This window comes from Brochothrix thermosphacta DSM 20171 = FSL F6-1036, from assembly GCF_036884295.1.
Lineage (GTDB): Bacteria > Bacillota > Bacilli > Lactobacillales > Listeriaceae > Brochothrix > Brochothrix thermosphacta.
In genome coordinates this window covers 306989-324593 of record NZ_CP145608.1, presented here as the reverse complement: position 1 = coordinate 324593, position 17605 = coordinate 306989, and the positions used below count along the sequence as shown (strand labels likewise).

Below are 17605 nucleotides of genomic sequence, written 5' to 3'. Positions count from 1 at the left end.
AATGACCTTTAATCATTTATAGTTATCAAAAAAAATAGTCGCAAATTATTTTAAAATAGTTATGATAAAGTTAAACAAAAAAATTGAATTAATTTACTTACTAACCGATATCTATACCATTCATAAAAAAAAACTGAATAAAACTTTTTTTAACCTGATTAATTTCCATAATCGAATTCTTCTTTGTTCTAATGCTTAAGCAGATAAGAAAACAGCAAAAAAGGATTGTAGAATTTGATCTACAATCCAAAATGCTTGTTAATTTAATCTGTTTTTTCTCATCCACACTATTTGACACAGTGCCCACTTCAGATATTCGTATACGATTATTCTTTTTTCGAATTTTCACAATCGAAAATTTCCAAACTATTATACAATAACTTTTCAAATATTTTATCTACTAAATACCAAAATTCAACTGAAAATTTAAGAATAGTAGGCTCGACAAACGAATGACGTTGCGCGTACATCAGGGTACGCAATTCCGAATGAATGCGGATTAACGACCTAGATTGATGTTTATCTTCATTCTAAAGTGCTTTTTATGCCCTCGGGGGGAATCATATTGCGTGGAAAAAGATTGATACAGAAGCATTTAACGGTGTTTTTGTTCCTTTCCTGTCAAAATAATGTCAACAATTGCTAAAATAATATTTAATAAACAAAAAAGCCACCAACTCTAAGGAGCTGGGGGCTTTAGTTTTATTTTACCTGTAATTTTTGACCGACATAGATTTTGTTAACGTTTGATAGCTTGTTTAAGCTCTTAATTTTTGATGTTGTAGTTTTATATTTAGTTGCTATTGCGCTTACTGTATCGCCCGATTTTACAGTGTGATACTGTTTTGTAGGCGTTGCTGATACTTGCTTAACATACGATTTGTTAGCAGTGAGTAAGTGTCCAGATTGAGTGACTAAACGAGGTGTTCCAGCACTTGATTTTTTGATGCTTTTAATCACAAATTCTGTGCCTTTTTTAAAGTTAGCGACTTTGTTTGACTGCTTGTCCCAATCTTTACCGTTTTGCGCATTGATTTTACGCAAAGTGGATGCTTTAGTGAGTGTGACACGCTTAGGATTTGCGTTGTAATAGCTGCCAGTTGCTGCAGTAGTTACTTTAGCGACATCTTGTGCTAATACCAAACTATTAATGCCACTCAGCAATACAGCTTGTTTTGAGTGTGATTGAGCAACTACTTTTGTTTCTAGTACTTTATATTTTTTATTTTTAACTGAATCAGGGATTTTTTGACCTGTGTGGTATTTCGTAGCTGTTGATTTTAATTTCACTTGCTGATTAACTTTAAATCCGCCGGCAGTGTATTGATTAGCTTGCTCGTTCGCCTCTGTTTTTCCTACATAGTATGAGAGTGGTTTATCAGCGTTTGATAGCTTGTTTAAGTCAACACCGCCAACAATACCTTTTACCTGTCCGCCATCAGTGTATTGCCAAATGTCGTGCTTATAGTCGGGTTCCCATGAGCGATAAGCAGGAATCCAAACGAAATCAAACTTGCTAGTATCTAAATTAAATTGCGTATAAGTGTGATGTCCTACATATAACCCGATTTTTTTATTGGTCAATGATCGTAATTCTTTCACAAAAGCATTTGTTGCTTCACGCATCGTTCCAGATGTGACGGTAAATTCTTCTACATCGATAACGTAAAACTTTGCTTTATCACTTGTGCGATTATACAACGCTCGTGCCTCTGTTTTTGCATCAGCAGCATTGATATAACGTGCGTATGCATAAGTCCCAAATGGCACATCATGTTTGATTGCTTCTGATTGATTGCGGTCTAAATACTTATCTTTGTAGTTTGTTCCGTATTGCGCTCTAATGATAGCCATGTTTAAATCGTCCTTAGCAAGCGACCAGTTAATGTTGCCTTGCCATTCCGATACATCCGCAATCTTGGGATTTTTAATATCATTTGCTGACACTGTGACAATACTCCCTAAAAATAGTCCTGCTGCTAAAACACCTGCCGTAATTAATTTTATTGTTTTTGTCATGTTATTCTCCTTTTTCATCGTTAGTTGTTGTGTCATATACGATTCCTAGTGTTGCTAGAATCGTTAATACTGTATTGATGATTCCTGTTAGTTGTTGCGCTTTTTCACTGTCAAAAGACCAACCAAAAACAGCACCCACTTGCTGTATAAATACAACAAACAGTGCTGTTAGTGATGTCCATAAAATTTTGCTGTGCCAATTTACTTTCATTTATCGGTCACTCCTTTTTTAAATTCTTCTAAAACAGTAATACGTGTTTCGTGATTGTTTAGAACGTTGTCGTGCAAGTTAACCTTTTTATTAAGCTGTTCTCTATCCTTTTCCGATTGTTTAAGATTGTTGTTCAGTAATTCGATTGATTGCGTTAGCGGCTGAACTGTTTTTTTTAATGATTCAGAGTTTTCGCGTTGTATCTGTTCTGCTATTCTTTTGTCCGGATCAGATACCAACTTCTTGTAAATCCAAATTAAAGCGCCGCCAACGACAATAATAGATGATACGAGCGATGCGATACCTTTTAAGTATTCGTTCAAATCCACCTAATCATCTCCCGCCTGTTCTTTGGTGTAATCAATCCCTGTAATGTTGTTGTATTGCTCTGCTGTGATATGACCGTTTTTAACGACTTTTTTTAGATACTCGTTATCAATACGTTTTTGTTTATACATGCTCAATAAAAAAGTCATCATAGCTCATCACCTCCACTCAATAACTGTAAAACTAAGTTTTCTAACTGTGAAATTCTTTCGATGGTCGGCACTTCGTCGTCGCCGATTACTTCATCATTTTTTTCAAAATCTTCATTTTTAATTACTTCATCATTTTTTAACACAAAATAAAGAGGCTTGAAATCATCCTCAAAATTAATCGGGATTTGTGTATCGTCAATCTGTACAGCGCCATCGATTTCGCCGACGACTGCATACGCTAAAATTGCTTTTTTATCATCTAATAATACTTGCATGTTACATCACTCCTTCGATTTTCAGTATCGTGTGTGTGTTTGCATCTGTTGTTGCAACGCTAGTTTTAATGTTGAAAATATTGTCTGCGATGATTTTAAAGCTTGTCGATGCTGATGTATCGATTCGGCACTCGTAAATCAAAGCTGAAGATGCATCAGCGTCAGCTATATTAGTTTCGCTGATAACTATACGATTACTGTCTGTTGCAACGCTAAACGTTTGTACTTTGTTGTTGCCTGATGCAGTTTTATAAGTTACCATAGCAACTCTAAACGTGTTAATAGCTGCAGTAAGATTGTAAGCAGTGTCTGACACACTGTTTGCAGAGCCTTGCCACAAAGTCACTGGTTTAATTGCTGTTAATTCTTGCGCTTTTACAGCAGATTCCCAGCCTGTCCACGTACCATCAGCAAAATGCAGAGAATAAGTTTTATTATTTGACCCAACTCCAGAAACACTTATCCAACGACCTTTTTCTTGTACAAATACGTAGCCGCGGACTGTAGATTCCGCTGAATTGGCAGCTGTTGAGCCGATGTAAGCACTATAAAAACCTTTCTCTAGTTTAAGTAACTCTGCATACACATCTGTTGTAGTGCCGGATAGGTATACTTTTGCGTCACCAGCATCATTCGTAATTTTTTGTTTTTGATACGTGCTTGTGTCAGATTGAGAGATAATTTTCTCCCACCCGAACCAAACTTTAGTTCCGAAATGGTAAGCGTTGCGGTATGTCACATTTGCGTTGTACGGACTGTAAGCGACCTCAATATATCCTGTTCTATATTTACGTTTGAGGTAGCCGTCGTTAACTACTGTCGGACTGTTTGTTGCTTTTGTAACATATCCATCAAAATTCTTAATATCTTCGATGTTTAATAAGTCATAATTATTCAACGTTAGCGATGTGCCATTATCAGATGTAATCTTTGACGTCTGTCCATTCTCTGCGAATGTTTTTAAAACTGCATCACCTTTGGCATTTACAGTTGCAACTGCTGTATTACTAGTATCAGTAATGTTTTTAGTAGCACCAGTAGCTACTTTGTTAATGTCTGCATTAGCTTTTACGACAGTAGCAGCAATCTCTTTTTTACCTGTATCAAGCGTTTCGATCATTTGAGCGACATAATCTTCTCCGTTAGAAATTGCTTCTTCAATAGCCTCGACACGCTGCTTTATTTTCGTTTGTAAATCATCAAAAGTTTTTATATACTCTAACTTTTTAGTTGAGCTAAAAGCTGTCATTAAATCCTGCTCAATATCAAAACTAAACTGTCGCATAACTGCTGTGTCGTCTACACCTTTGACAGCAACATATACTTGTCCTAATACCTTGCCAGTATGCTTTAAAAATTCGCGTGGGATTGTGTATTGAATAGCACCTTCCATTTCGTCAACAATCACAAGGTTGTCTTGTATGCGGCTGCCATCCTCATGCAGCAAAACGATATAACCATCAACGTTAGTTTTACCTAAAGGAACTGGCGCATCGTTGCGTGTCACATTAAACTGTAAAATCGATGTATTAATATCTTGATTATAAAAAGCGACATTTAAGTCGCTTAGTTTTTGATAATCTGCAGTTATTTCTGTCGTCATTTTTGCTATTTTTGTAATGCTCATCTATAAACCTCCCTTTATTTAACAATAACTAACGCAACGCCGTATCCTTTTGAAAGTTCAAAAGGTGTTGTGATGCTCATTACTTGCCAATGTCCGTTATCACTTTTCGTCGCGCGCCCTTTTTCAAAATCTAAACTATCACCTGATTCTACAGTGTTGTCAATACGCACATAGACTTGACCTAACAAGCCAACCACGTTCCATTCTTGACGTTCCGAACGAGACGCATATGATTCTTTCAGGTCGCTATCATAATCTGGATTTTCAACTGGCATGCAACGAGTGACTTTGTTTTCAAAAGCATCACCATTTTCATCTGTATGATTTTCCACAATATCTCTATATTCATACAATGTAACGCCAAAATCATCTTTTAGATATTTGCCTTTGTGGTGATAAGTATTTTCACCCAAAACGATGCCAGCTGTACCAGAAATTACACCTAGCGGTTTATCTCCTTTTTCCGCTGGCACGATATAACGACCTGATAATGCTACTACTGTTCCATTTGGAATCGATTCACCCGAAAGGCTCTCGAAATATTCGCCGTAATCAGCAAATGACGATGACCCTGTGACTGTTCCTGCTGATTTAATATTTCCGTTAAAAGTGTTGAGATTGATTTTAACATTGGATGTGGATGCTTCTCCTTCTCCATATCCGCCAACTGCCTGATAATTCCCTGGCGCTTTAACTCCGTTTGAGTTAAAAACAAGTTGAGCATAACCGTCTTTTTCTGTTTCGCTGTTTAATGAGTTTATTATCCCTGCACGTGAGCCATACGCGTTAGCGCCATCCGAAACACCCAAAAGCCAAGTTTTTGTGTCATGAGCATATGATGCGCCTGTAGATGCTATCACTGCCGCAGTTTCATGAAGCGAACCAGCGGATGTACTCGCTGCGGAAAAACCACCCTTTACCACTGTAGGCATATAAGCGTAATCACGACCTGCTATTTTTGCTGCTGTTTCGTATCCCGACTGTGTAACAGCGATAATTTGTAATGTGTTGTTATAACTTACAATCGCTAAACCTCCATTTCCAACAAGACTTGCACCAGAAATTTTAGTATCGTAAATGCTAGAACCATTGCTTATACCAATTTTTGCCGATTTATAAATATTGATATTAGATAGCGTGACACCTGCAGGTCTATTACCACCGCCAATGATGCTTATATCTTCTGATGCATTGACAAATCCTCGAATATTAACGTTCGTAAACGTAATATTTTCAGAACGGTATTGAAAGGCGATAACAGGTTGATCGTCCGAATGTGTTTTATCACCAATCGCAGTAAAGCCATCAATTACTACATTTTTATATGCACTTACAACTAAAGCGCGTGACTTGGAACCTTGATAAACATTATTTTCGTAAGGATAAAGAGATACTATGTTTTTAGCTACGATGTCGTACGCTGTTTTACTTTCTTCATCTGTCGCAGAATGGTGACCGATATGTCGGAAATTATACGAACGATTATCTCTAATAGATGTATGACCGTTAACAAATATACCTTGTGCAGCACTAATATCTGCGTGTCCTTTAATTTCAAGTCCACCAAAGCATTCTTCCGATTTATTGTTAGCTAAGAATACATAGCGACTACCGTCGTCAATTTCGAATCCATTGTTATTGCCTCGTCCAGTACCGTCATCGTTTAGTGTGGGATGATGGGAATAACAGTTAGTGATTTGCAAATAGTCGCTATGGTGAGTTGTAATGCCGTCATCACCGAAATCTGTAGCTGTACAATTATCAATCCAAATATATTGACTTCCTGTATCGTTGCCACGAGTGCCATCGCCTGTATAAGGATATTCTTCGTCAACTGTTGCGTTTGTTATGTCAATACCGTGTAAAAGCGTTGCTTTTGTATCTACATTTTCAATGTATCCATACCTAACACCTGCTAAACGTATACCTGACGACTTAGAGCCGCCCGCAGGCGCTAAAACTCCACCTTGTCTTTTTTTGTTACCATTTACTGTTAAATCCCGAATGTGTATATGCGTATTTTTTCGTGTTTTGAAGTCAGCGTTAACAATTACCAATTCTTTTGCCGGTGCATCATCAGATAACTTGATTTCTGAAATACCTTGTCCTTGTCCAATCAATTGGCTATAAGAGGGCATTTTGACACTTTCGTTAACAATATATGTCCCTGCGCCGATATGCACTCTAACGTTACCGCCAGATAGCGCATCTTTAAACGCTTGTGTGCTATCAGATTTACCGTCTGCTACAGCTCCAAAATCATCGACATGTACAACACGGTCTAATCTTTTCGTTAATCGTTTAAAGTCTGATAAAAGCCTTTCTGATAAAGTTGCATGTATTTCTGCATATAAATCAACTCGCGCATCTTTCGTCTCAGCTATACCGTCACCGTTTGCTCCAACCACAAGATTTTTTACTTGTGCAGCACGATATTTCATTTCTTTTTCAATGGTCCATCCGTCATGCGTAATTTGCCCGGAATCATGCGCTCTTTTCTGACTTGTTTGGTGATTAGCCATCACTGCATCGCGTTGACTAAATCCTTGTTCTATTTTCGCGAAATTTTTATTTACTCCATTGCGAAAAGCTTCCTCACGATTAACAGGTAAATATTTATCTAATTCAACCATTTTTGCACCTCTTTCTTTTTTTAAGGCCTTTTCAATCCTAAATAAGGAGCTGGGTCTTGATAGTTACCAAAAAGGCCATCGCCTACACTAAAATGCAGATGAGACCCTGTTGATTCACCTGTAGAACCCATAGTCCCAATTTGTTGACCTTTCGATACTTTAGCACCTTGACTTGCCATTCTCAACGTCATGTGTGCGTAACCTGTAAAGTTACCGTCTGAATGTTTGATAACAATATATTCACCAAAACCACCACTTGATGCTGTTGGTAATGAAGCGATAACTTCCCCGTTTTCAACCGCAAAAATAGGGCTTCCGACTTTATCTGAGAAGTCCATGCCTTTATGTGTTTCTAGGTTACCTGGGTCTTTCGGATTGTCACGATTACCAAACCACGAAGTTATTTGATAACCTGGCCCAACTGGCATGCCGTATTTTCCACCAGGCTGTTTTAAATCCTTAAACTTGTCATACCAAGTCTGCGCATAATCTTCACGTTCGGGATGACCTGTTGCAGGTCTTTCAAAGTTATAAAGAAATGCCCTTGCTGCTGTTCGTGGCGATGTTGAAGCCTTGAATCCGCTGACTGTTTTAGGTTCTACTGCGCCTATCCACTGACCGTTTTTCATGCTCCATTCAATTAGATTAACTTGCGACCCAATTGTTCTGTAATCGTCAGCGATATTTGCAGCTTTCATCAGCCTTTGAACGTATTCACGACCATTGTAGGTCGGTTGACCAACAAGTGGATAAGCTGAACCATCCCACTGAACAAGTCCGTACGCAGGACCTCCGACTTGTTCTGTGTCGGGGTTCATTTGAGGACCCGATTCACCTTGTATATTTCCGAGTATAGCTGCAGATGCCGCTTTACTGTAGTCATGCCCTCTTAACGTACTCCAAATAGCCCAAGCTCGCTTATCAACGTCACTTGTTATCTCAGGTGGATATTGACCATTCCAGCCACCAGAGCCGCCACCACTACCGCCACTTCCACCGTTGCTGTCAATTTTTACACCGTTGACATAAAAGTCACCTACCACTCTAACTTCTCCAAAAAGATTCAACTTTCTACTGTCAATCGTTGACTCTTTAGGTATTTCAATTACTGGTTTCGATACCATCAAACCTCCCGAATTTATGCCGAAAGAGTAGTTAGGTATTTGCACCATAGAGATACCGTTAAGCTTATCGTCTGTGTATAGTGCTTTCATAGTAAGCATAGGATGGCCGTGCTGATCGTCAATATCTTCGCTGTCGTATTTCTTTTCAAAAGTAAGTTCGCCTCCATCTAACACAATTTGGAAATCACCTTCATCAGAAGATTTTATAATATTACCTTTAATCAAAATACCGCTTAACACACCAGCGCGTATAAATTTAGCATTAAAAGTACCGTCGATTGTCCAAGCTGTTTCAAATTTATCTTTATCAAAATCGCCATTAATAAAACCGATGCCCTCCGAGTTCATCACTAAGAAGTGATTGGATTCTTTTAGGCTACCTTTGTTCATGATAACCATCTGATAAGGCTCTCTTGATTTCCCTTTATTCGTGTCCCACGGTGACATCAATAGCACTGAACCGCCTTTTGCTCCACGAATAATATCGCTTTGCCATTTGCTGATTTCTGTTGAATCGTAAAAATTCATCTTCATGCTTTTTAGTTCTGATATACCGCTGCTTGCTTTTGATAACTGATTAGATGCTGACGACCCTTTTAGATTGTCGCCTAAACTAGATTCGATTTTGTTATTAAGGATGTCGTTTTTAATCGCAAACACACGAGTTTGATAATGATAGTTTTTATCATAATCATGGATAGTCACTATATCGCCAATCGAGCTAGCACCAATCACTTCACTAGAAAATTGAATTAAAGGACGAGAATTATCTAATAACGTTTGATACGTTGCGTTTAACAATTCGTTTTTATCCTCTATATCATCGAAAATAACAACTTGTTCACGCTTTCGCATCTTTCCAGTTTTTGTGGGGATGCCATATTGTTCAGTAAGTTCTTTGATTTCAATGAAAGTTTGTCCTTTTGGCTTTGGCACAGGCTTTGTCCACTCGACTGTATCGAATTGTAATCGTCTGCCGTAACCATCGCCAACTTCTTCGCCTTTTCCTCGACCAACTAGGCTAGTAACGATATTGGTTCGGTCTTTTGTTTTAACGACTTTTATAGCTGTAGAGCCTACTTCAAAACGATCATCACTTTCTTTTCCGATTCTCTCTCTCACTTCTACCCATTTACTGGATATTCCAGAGCCATCAATGTCACAAAAGAACAGTAATTCACAACCTAATTGTTGCACTATTTTCAAAGCTTCTTTAACCGAAGTATAATAAAAATTAGCACTACCTATTTTATCGACACCACCAGTCATCAGCCACTCGTCATCAGTGTAAGTTAAAATTTGCTTAACTATATCTGTGATTGTTTTCTTAACTGGACGTGCATCAGATACAACGTAATTGTTAAGCTCCTCAGCTCCGAAGTTGACGCCTTTAAAGTTCATTATTTCAGAATCAATTTCTTCTTCTAAAATTTTATAAAGCGAGTAAATGCCCTTGCTTTCTCTAACAGCCATGAAATGGCACTGTTCAAGCTCCGCATCATGCAAACAGCTAACAGTCAATATATCTTTCATCAAGTCTGATTTATCGCTTGTGATTTCTTTTTCTTGTAAACATTGTAATAACGTTCTGCTGTTCTTGATTTTAATTAATTGCTGTTTATTGTCAAAAAAGTAAACACTCATAAATCAACACTCCTGTAGTATATTTTCAAATTAGCTGACGAGCATGTAATTTTATCGTTTGAATTCAATTTAAAGTTCGAGAAGTCACTATCTAAATCTAGAAATCGAGTTCTGTTTAAATTATTGACAAATACTTTCCCAACAACAAAATCAATAACAACATTATCGCCTACTTTGAAATTAGCTCGTGACATGCTTATCGATTGACTACCTTTAACAATCTTCATAGGTCCACTCTTAGTGACCGTTGCTTCTATTTTCATCGGCATTACTGGTTGACGTAACACTGTATTGATAACTCCTGCAGAAACGATTTGAGAGCCGTATTTATAAGGGTCTGAACAGAATATAGTAAATGAACTAATGATACTGTTGCTACTACCATCGACAGATTCAGCAGATTGGTAACGTCCGTAATAAAGCGTTGTCGGTTCGTCCTCAAAATAAATAGCAACATCTTCTTCACGATATAAATGCGCCATCATTTTTTTAAAATCTTCTTGTATAGCTTGACTGCTCTTGTTTTTAAGCTGGTATGTGACAGTGATAGAACGAGTGTTTATTTTTTGATTGCTTACAATTGCCCCCACTTTAACAGCTGTGCTGTCGATAGTCAGTGAAGTCATCTCTCGTCCTTCAACCTTTAAAGTTGTGTAACCCTCGATTAAGTCTTCCAGTAGTAATCCGTCATAAAACATGGCGGATGTCGGTATGAATTTAAATGTTTCGAGTGGATATTTTTTTGTGTCCTTAAAATAATACAAATACTCACCTCCTAGAACTGTTTGTTTATTTGAGCATCTCCGCCCATTTGTTGTGAAATATCTTCAACAAAATATTTAAAATCTTGCTTGCCAATTTTAACGGATAAATCCAAAGGCGTGACTGCTGTTTTGTTAGCTTGGTTAGCATCTGCTGTAAAAGAACTGCCGATTGATTTTGCCATGCCGTTAACGTTTCCCATAACATCACCAAATCCACCCTGTAAGCCTTTATCAAGACCGAACATAATACTTTGTCCGTTCTCAATTAGAAGTTTCTTGTCATAAGAAATTGGTCCTTTATGGTCTTTAATCCAATCCCCGATGCCACTAACAAATTTCTTCCCAGCTTCCCATGCTGCTTTCAAACCGTTAACAAAGCCGTCAATAATCGCACGACCTGCATCAGCCAAGCTAAACTCTTTTATCTTATTGAATACGCCTAAAAGTTTATCTATCCAACCTTTGACATTGTTCACGCCACCTTGAAAAAGACCAACGACTTTATCCCACATTCCACTAAAGAAACCAGAAATGCCGCCCCAAATACTTTTGACCAAGCCAACAGCAGCGTAAAATTGAGATGAAACGAATCGGACAACCCAATTCAACACATTAGAGAAGATAGATTTTATACCATCCCACAAACCAATAAAGAAATCTTTTATGCCATTCCAAACTGTTGAAGTTACTGCTTTGATTTTATCCCAGTTTTTAACGATTAGTGCCACGATCCATACCACTGGACCACCCAAAGCGATTAACATCATCGGTCCCCATTTTTTGAAAAATTCAACAACACTATTGAATATTGCTACAGTCGTATCTTTAAAAGTTTGCCATATACCGCTCAACAATGGACCAATAGACGACCAATTATTATAAAGATACATTCCAATAGCCACTAAAACACCGATAGCTAATATTACAGCTCCTATAGGGCCTGTCATCACGGTCATAACAAGGTTAAAAGCAACTATCGCATTCTGCACTGCTCTGATAACAGATACTAAAGTTCCGAACGTTAGCAAAGTAGCAACTACAACTTTTATTATCGGAATAATTGTTTCGCTATGTGCTTTAAAAAACGAAACAAACGCCCCGATTTTACCCATTAAAACAGGTATATAAGCAGCAAATGTCGTCATTGCTCCTTCAAATGAACTACCGATTTTACCGATAATTTCACCGATAGAACCCAAGTTCATCTTTTGTAAGTTATCGTTAATAGCAGTTATAACAGTAGCTAGACCTCTGACCACTGCTGTTTTTGCGTTAGATATACCAGTTTTAATACCACCCATCGCATCTTGTGCGATTTTAGATAAAGGCTTCAATCCGCCTCCACCTTTTTCATTCAACTGAATTAAGCTATCTTGGAACTGCTCTACTGAAATCGTTCCGTCTGATAACGCTGCTTTCATTTCGCCTGTTGTCATATCGAATGTCTTAGCTAAAGCATTTAGGGTCGGACCCATACCGCCGTTTATCATTGAGTTCCATGTTTCAGCATCGACCTTGCCATTAGATAACGCTTGTGATAACTGAGTGACTGTATTTTGGACTTGGTCTGTTGTTCCGCCGAATCCTAATATAGCGTTATTCATCGCTGCGAACACTTCTTGGGATTTGCCTAAGTTACCAGTAGAAGCAGCTAATAATTGAACGTTCTTTATAGCTCCATCTAAAGGCGTTGGCAAGCCTTGAATACTTCCTTTTAAAGCATCCATCGTCCCTGTTATCTCTTTTGTTTTAAAGCCCATGTTTTCAAAAGACCTTGTGGAGTTATTAAGTGTGTCGAAGCGGTCTATAGCTCCACTAGTAGCGCCTTTAACTCCGTTAATACCTGCTGATACGATAGCAAAAACTCCTGCACCTTTGAGCATAGTGCCTAAACCAACGCCCATTCTACCTGTTGCCTTACCAGCTTTATCAGCACCGTTACCGACAGCTCCTGCCGCTTTTTCAGCTCTTGACATACCCGAACTGAAATTACGGTCATCAGCGCTCAGTATGGCTTCAATTTTATGAGTTTCCATATTTAACCTCCTTTCTTATTTATTCGCTTTCCTAAGCAAGTTAGATAAATTACTGTCTTTTAATTCCTCGTTTGTTTCACCTAAAGCAGAACGCTCTTGTTTTGCATAGTCGAAAAACTTATCGAAAGATTGATAATAAGGTTTTATATCCTTACCAACTTTTTTAGTAGCTTTGACTTGTTGTGCTAACCAAGCTGTCTTATGCAATATATACTCTTGATCCACTAGCTTTAATTTAAAAGCAGTCATTTTCATAGTGTATTCATATAGCGACATGCGTTCTATTGTTTTTAAATCTGCTATGTCAAGGTATCTGAAACAGTTGATGATGATTTGTTCATAGTTCTCTAATGAATCTACTTCTACTTCGCTTTCATCGCTTTTTTCGTATCTCTCGCTATTAGCTTTCCCGCGTTATTGCTTTCGATTTCAGCTAAGGTATCATCAAACACTTTTTCGATGTCTTCACATGTCTCTAAATACTGTTCAACGTCTTCTAAAGACGGTCGCTTGGGTTCTGTTGATGTTGCACAATACAAAACGTCAGCAAGCGCTACAATGCTGCCTGAATGAATTTCAATTAGTTTCGTTGATAAACCTGTACCAAACTTCATACCGTTGTTCTCAATAAAGAACTTCTTATCTAACTCTCGTACAAATTTAATTCCAAAAATAAAGTTTTTAATCTCACCGTTGATTTTTAATTCCATTTTAAATTCCCCCTTTAAATTAAAAAAAGCTAGGATTTCCCTAGCTTCCTTCTACCTTGACAGTATCTTTAAACACATAAGATACAACTTCAGCTTGATTTGTTGTTAATGTTGCATAACCTTTTTGTCCGATGCCGTTAATCGCAAACTCGATTTCAAGTTCCAAAGCATCCTCAGAGTTAGGTGTTTTAGAAAAACTTGATACATAACCTTGAAAGTATGTTGCTTTGTACTTATCGACATCTGTGTCAGTTCCTTTTTCAGCCTTATCAATTTCCCAAATTTCGATTAATTCGCTGTTATCAAATGCATCGTCTAATTCGTCGATATGTTTGTCACCGACTGCGACAATAGAAGTTGCCGAAAAATCGTACTCGATAGCTGCCATATTTTGGATAGGACCATCTTTGGTTGCAGTAGAATCCGCATCACGGCTTTTTCCATTGCTGTGTTCAGTTTGAAATGCCATTTTCCATGCAGCTTCTTTTGCCTCGTTTTTCAATACTCGATACAAAAGTATTACGTCAATTCCTTTTTTTGCTTCTGCCATTTTATAGTCTCCTTATCTCACAGTAAAAGTTAGCGTTATTATCGCCCTTTTAAGTGGTGTATTTGTTGTTGTGTCGTCCATTAGTTGGATAGTTGACTGATTATAGCCCAACGACCAATAATAGCCGTCTGTGGCTTGTATAAGCGATGATTGGTAAAGGATGTTGCTTGCCATATCTGACACTTGCTTCCGTTTTTGCTGCAAACCCCAAACAGATAAAGTCAGCTCGATAGAACCTTTAACATCCGTTTTGTTGGCAACGTGGTTAGTTGTTGTTCCCTCGATTTCAACAAAGGGATAACCTACCTCGTTCATTGGTTTGTAGTCGTACGTGACATATCCTAAAGATTGGCATCGCTTAAAAACCTCATCAAAAATAGATTGATCTCGTGTTTTTATCATGACAATCACTTCACTTTCTTAAGCAAGGCTGATAAGTCTTTAATGAAAATAGTTTTTTGTCGTTTATAAGGCTTGCTCATGAAATCACGTTTAGCCATAAATCGTGTTCCATAAAATAGGTACTCAGAATAGTCTGTAGTTGGTCCGACTCTGCCAGTCATCCCATTTTCTGAAAAGTTACTTGTTATGCTTCGTTTGGTTTGCCCTGTGGGCTTGACAAATTTACCGCCCTCATAATGACCAGTCAATACATTTTGCGATTCTCTTTTCATACCAGCTTCTAATCCTACCGTATGCTTTTTAACAACATTTTTAACGTCTTGCAAACTCGTTTTAGCTCTCAACGCCTTTTGCAGCTCTTTAGTCCCTGTTATCTTAAAAGCTCTACTCATCTACTGTCACCTCTTCTAAGATGATGCTGTTTCTGAACAAAGGGCTTCTAAGTGTTACTTGCTGATATGACAATCCTTCGATAACGATATAATCGAACTCTGGAACATCAAAAAGAGGCAAAGTCCTAATGACTTTAGCCCCTTGTCTAATATTCCCAAAAATGACTAAACTTCTATCAGTGCCTATATCAGTGACATTGACATTAGCAACTGTTTCAGTTTTAGCACCATCACTCCACTCGCCTTTATCAGGATCATACTGTTGTTTACCTTTTTTAACGAAGGTCACTTCATCGTTATATCTCATACGAAAGACACCCTCCCGAATTTACCATCTGTCTCATCAGATATTTTCTTACGCCACCGACTCAACTCGTCTTGGTATTCATCAAAATCAGAATCGGGAAATGAGATAGACAGCCCCTCTTGTGAATAGGACTGCATACCCTCATTACCAATGCGGTTAAAACGTTTGAGAGATACTTCGTAAATGATAGTATCTACAGCTGCGACAATCTCAACATATTTTTTATTGTCATCCTCAAGCCCAATCAAGCTAACTACTCGCTCGGTTGTTCTTCGGTTAATAACTTCCAACTGTTCGTCTACATTGCCGCCTAACATCTTTTTAACGTCTTCTAACACTGACATAGGTTTAACCTCCTGCCGGCTCTGTCACAGTGACAGGCAATTTAACCACAATGCCATTAGCTGTGACACCCTCGATTTCGGTAGCCCCTTTAGCAACAGCTGTCACTTTGCCTTGCTTAGGTGTAACTGTCGCAACCTTGTCGTTGCCAGATGTAAACGTAACTGTTTTATCCTCTGCGTTTTCAGGCACAACAGTTGCTGTTAGCGTGTCGCTTTGTCCCACTTCCAAAGTTAATTCTGTTTTGTCCAGTGTGATTCCTTGTGGGTCAACTACTTTTTTGCGATCGTTAAGTCAATTACTTTAGTTTCATCGTATAAATAAGCTGCATAGTGATTGTCAGCTGTAATGATAGTAACTTTACGTGTAATATCACGATCAGTTTCTACTTGCACAGCTCGTTTGCTAACTAATTTAAGCGCAGGTTGATTAGCAACGACTTTGAATAACAGAGCTTCACCTTCTGCTAATTTACGAGAACGAACAACCTCAGCACCTAATAGCGAACCGTAAGAACCTGAAATTAATCGTTCAGCGCCTAACTCTGTACCATTTAACCACTCTTTTCCTGCTGATAAACGTAATTTACTAGCATCTAAGGGACTTACAATCAAAACATATCCTTGTCCATCTTCATCGTTAAACACGTCTAGTGCTGTAGATAATCCCTCAACCGTCGCTTCAATTGTTGCTTTTTGAGTCGTTTCTTTTGCTGCTGTTAAAAGGTCATTATCTACTTTGTTAGCTAATGACAAACCTAGTTGCTTATTGGATTCACCGACAGGGTCTCCATATCCGCTCAATGCTGCTTCATCTGTAATTTCTGTACCTTTTGCCGCTTTTTTTACTTTGACTTCTTTTGTAGTCGTTCCGATTTTATCCAATGGAATCGCTTCGCCTTCTGCGATATCCGTAGCATCGCCAATATAAGTAAAGGCTGGAAAAGTCAATTTATCACCTGGCGTACCAGTTAAAGTGTTGTCTACTTGTGCTAATGGCGTGAATCGCAAAGCGTTTTTTAACTCGTAAGATACGATTGGTGCCATAACCTCTGGATTTACTAAATCTACTAATTTCGTTGTCATATTAATGACCTCCTGTTATTTTTTTGAAGTTTTCAGGCTGTTCAGATGCTAACTTGGCCTTTTCGAGATAGCTCATAGCATTGAACTGCTCTGTTGTTACTGTTCCTTGTGTTCCACCTGTTTTCTTAGGTGTTGTACCAGTGTTACGTTTTGTTTCCCAAGCTTGTTGCTGAGATTCTAAGAATGTTAAGAACGTTTTGACATTATCGAATGTCTTTGTTTCATCATCGCTAACAATCAATTTTAAAACGTCCTTAGGCACAACTAAACCGCCCTCTTTTAAAACTTCGTCAGCTTCTTGTGTCATAGAAGAAAGTTTAATTTGCTTTTGAAGTGATGCAATTTCATCATCTTTCTGTTGTTGTGCTTCTGCTAATTTTTCTTCTGCAGACTTTTCTTTAACGCCTTTCTTACCTTGTTCAAGCTCTTGAATTCGAGCCATTGCTTGTTCTAACTGCGTTTTAGTCTCATTTTTTTCTGCTTGTTCTTTACCGATGCGCGCTTTTAACTTTTCTAATACTTTAGCTGTGTTATCATCAGTTCCTGTATCAGAGCCTTTATCATCAGTTGCACCGTTAGTTGCTCCGTCTTCGCCTGTTCCAGTTTCATCGCCATTGGTCTGATCAGAACCACCTTGACTACCTCCGTCACCTTCTTCGGCAAAGTATTGAATGTTTAACTTTAATAAATTATCTTGTTCCATAACGATTACCTCCACTCGCATTTAACGTCTTGGGAGACTACTCGTGTTTTATTTAACGTCCACAACAAACGGAAACGGACGTTAGTAATTAACCCTCGTTCGTTTTGCTCATACCTATACCATTTTTTGATGATTTAAATTCCAATGATGGCTCTATATTATCTACGCCATCCAGAGTTCCATAAAAAGATATTGTGAACTTAGTAAGCCCATCCATATTAGAAGCAATATTAACATCGGAAAAATGTTCGATTCTTGTTCCATTTACATGAAGACCTTTATCGATTTTCACAAGATTCATT

At 38.1% G+C, this 17605-nt stretch carries 21 protein-coding genes; all 21 read right to left on the bottom strand.

The annotated features are described in order from the left end of the window. Positions 1-702 precede the first annotated feature (702 nt). The 21 genes from V6S17_RS01700 to V6S17_RS01600 all read right to left on the bottom strand — a co-directional run bounded on the left by V6S17_RS01700 (position 703) and on the right by V6S17_RS01600 (position 17604). Positions 703-2019 carry a GH25 family lysozyme gene (locus V6S17_RS01700; RefSeq protein ID WP_051457163.1) on the bottom strand — a complete coding sequence of 439 codons (1317 nt, stop codon included), beginning with the start codon at positions 2017-2019 and terminating at the stop codon, positions 703-705. A 1-nt stretch (position 2020) separates the two neighbouring features. After that, on the bottom strand, positions 2021-2230 hold the full coding sequence (locus V6S17_RS01695) for a phage holin (protein ID WP_036027474.1): 210 nt from the start codon (positions 2228-2230) through the stop codon (positions 2021-2023). Further along, positions 2227-2559: a hypothetical protein gene (locus V6S17_RS01690; protein ID WP_051457162.1), complete on the bottom strand. Its 333-nt coding sequence runs from the start codon at positions 2557-2559 to the stop codon at positions 2227-2229. The genes V6S17_RS01695 and V6S17_RS01690 overlap by 4 nt, the downstream gene beginning before the upstream one ends. Next, on the bottom strand, positions 2560-2709 hold the full coding sequence (locus tag V6S17_RS01685; protein ID WP_080712935.1) for an XkdX family protein: 150 nt from the start codon (positions 2707-2709) through the stop codon (positions 2560-2562). Continuing rightward, positions 2706-2984: a DUF2977 domain-containing protein gene (locus V6S17_RS01680; protein WP_036027472.1), complete on the bottom strand. Its 279-nt coding sequence runs from the start codon at positions 2982-2984 to the stop codon at positions 2706-2708. The genes V6S17_RS01685 and V6S17_RS01680 overlap by 4 nt, the downstream gene beginning before the upstream one ends. Position 2985: 1 nt before the next feature. Continuing rightward, on the bottom strand, positions 2986-4611 hold the full coding sequence (locus tag V6S17_RS01675; RefSeq protein WP_051457161.1) for a BppU family phage baseplate upper protein: 1626 nt from the start codon (positions 4609-4611) through the stop codon (positions 2986-2988). A gap of 14 nt (positions 4612-4625) precedes the next feature. Then, positions 4626-7244: a peptidase G2 autoproteolytic cleavage domain-containing protein gene (locus tag V6S17_RS01670; protein ID WP_029091884.1), complete on the bottom strand. Its 2619-nt coding sequence runs from the start codon at positions 7242-7244 to the stop codon at positions 4626-4628. A 20-nt stretch (positions 7245-7264) separates the two neighbouring features. After that, the gene (locus V6S17_RS01665) at positions 7265-10012 is read right to left on the bottom strand and encodes a phage tail tip lysozyme (protein WP_069124559.1); all 2748 of its coding nucleotides are present in this window, start codon (positions 10010-10012) and stop codon (positions 7265-7267) included. Continuing rightward, the gene (locus V6S17_RS01660; protein ID WP_029091996.1) at positions 10009-10776 is read right to left on the bottom strand and encodes a distal tail protein Dit; all 768 of its coding nucleotides are present in this window, start codon (positions 10774-10776) and stop codon (positions 10009-10011) included. The genes V6S17_RS01665 and V6S17_RS01660 overlap by 4 nt, the downstream gene beginning before the upstream one ends. 11 nt (positions 10777-10787) lie before the next feature. Further along, entirely contained in the window at positions 10788-12812 is a 2025-nt protein-coding gene (locus V6S17_RS01655; RefSeq protein ID WP_036042196.1) for a tape measure protein, read from the bottom strand. A 15-nt stretch (positions 12813-12827) separates the two neighbouring features. Beyond that, the gene (locus tag V6S17_RS01650) at positions 12828-13067 is read right to left on the bottom strand and encodes a hypothetical protein (RefSeq protein ID WP_211250313.1); all 240 of its coding nucleotides are present in this window, start codon (positions 13065-13067) and stop codon (positions 12828-12830) included. Between the two features lie 107 nt (positions 13068-13174). Further along, positions 13175-13522: a tail assembly chaperone gene (locus tag V6S17_RS01645; protein WP_029090769.1), complete on the bottom strand. Its 348-nt coding sequence runs from the start codon at positions 13520-13522 to the stop codon at positions 13175-13177. Positions 13523-13562: 40 nt separating this feature from the next. Further along, positions 13563-14072 carry a phage major tail protein, TP901-1 family gene (locus V6S17_RS01640; protein WP_029090770.1) on the bottom strand — a complete coding sequence of 170 codons (510 nt, stop codon included), beginning with the start codon at positions 14070-14072 and terminating at the stop codon, positions 13563-13565. Between the two features lie 12 nt (positions 14073-14084). Next, positions 14085-14474 carry a hypothetical protein gene (locus tag V6S17_RS01635; RefSeq protein WP_029090771.1) on the bottom strand — a complete coding sequence of 130 codons (390 nt, stop codon included), beginning with the start codon at positions 14472-14474 and terminating at the stop codon, positions 14085-14087. Positions 14475-14479: 5 nt separating this feature from the next. Next, positions 14480-14866 (bottom strand): HK97-gp10 family putative phage morphogenesis protein, encoded by a 387-nt coding sequence (locus V6S17_RS01630; protein ID WP_029090772.1) that lies wholly within the window; start codon positions 14864-14866, stop codon positions 14480-14482. After that, positions 14859-15173 carry a hypothetical protein gene (locus tag V6S17_RS01625; RefSeq protein ID WP_029090773.1) on the bottom strand — a complete coding sequence of 105 codons (315 nt, stop codon included), beginning with the start codon at positions 15171-15173 and terminating at the stop codon, positions 14859-14861. The genes V6S17_RS01630 and V6S17_RS01625 overlap by 8 nt, the downstream gene beginning before the upstream one ends. Beyond that, on the bottom strand, positions 15170-15517 hold the full coding sequence (locus V6S17_RS01620; protein ID WP_029090774.1) for a phage head-tail connector protein: 348 nt from the start codon (positions 15515-15517) through the stop codon (positions 15170-15172). The genes V6S17_RS01625 and V6S17_RS01620 overlap by 4 nt, the downstream gene beginning before the upstream one ends. A gap of 4 nt (positions 15518-15521) precedes the next feature. Continuing rightward, the gene (locus V6S17_RS01615) at positions 15522-15767 is read right to left on the bottom strand and encodes an Ig-like domain-containing protein (RefSeq protein ID WP_029090775.1); all 246 of its coding nucleotides are present in this window, start codon (positions 15765-15767) and stop codon (positions 15522-15524) included. Positions 15768-15787: 20 nt separating this feature from the next. Beyond that, positions 15788-16600 (bottom strand): N4-gp56 family major capsid protein, encoded by an 813-nt coding sequence (locus V6S17_RS01610; RefSeq protein WP_211250318.1) that lies wholly within the window; start codon positions 16598-16600, stop codon positions 15788-15790. Position 16601: 1 nt separating this feature from the next. Then, positions 16602-17303 carry a capsid assembly scaffolding protein Gp46 family protein gene (locus V6S17_RS01605; RefSeq protein WP_029090777.1) on the bottom strand — a complete coding sequence of 234 codons (702 nt, stop codon included), beginning with the start codon at positions 17301-17303 and terminating at the stop codon, positions 16602-16604. 88 nt (positions 17304-17391) lie between these two features. After that, complete coding sequence (locus V6S17_RS01600) at positions 17392-17604, bottom strand: hypothetical protein (RefSeq protein WP_036026830.1); 213 nt, start codon at positions 17602-17604, stop codon at positions 17392-17394. Position 17605: the final 1 nt, after the last annotated feature.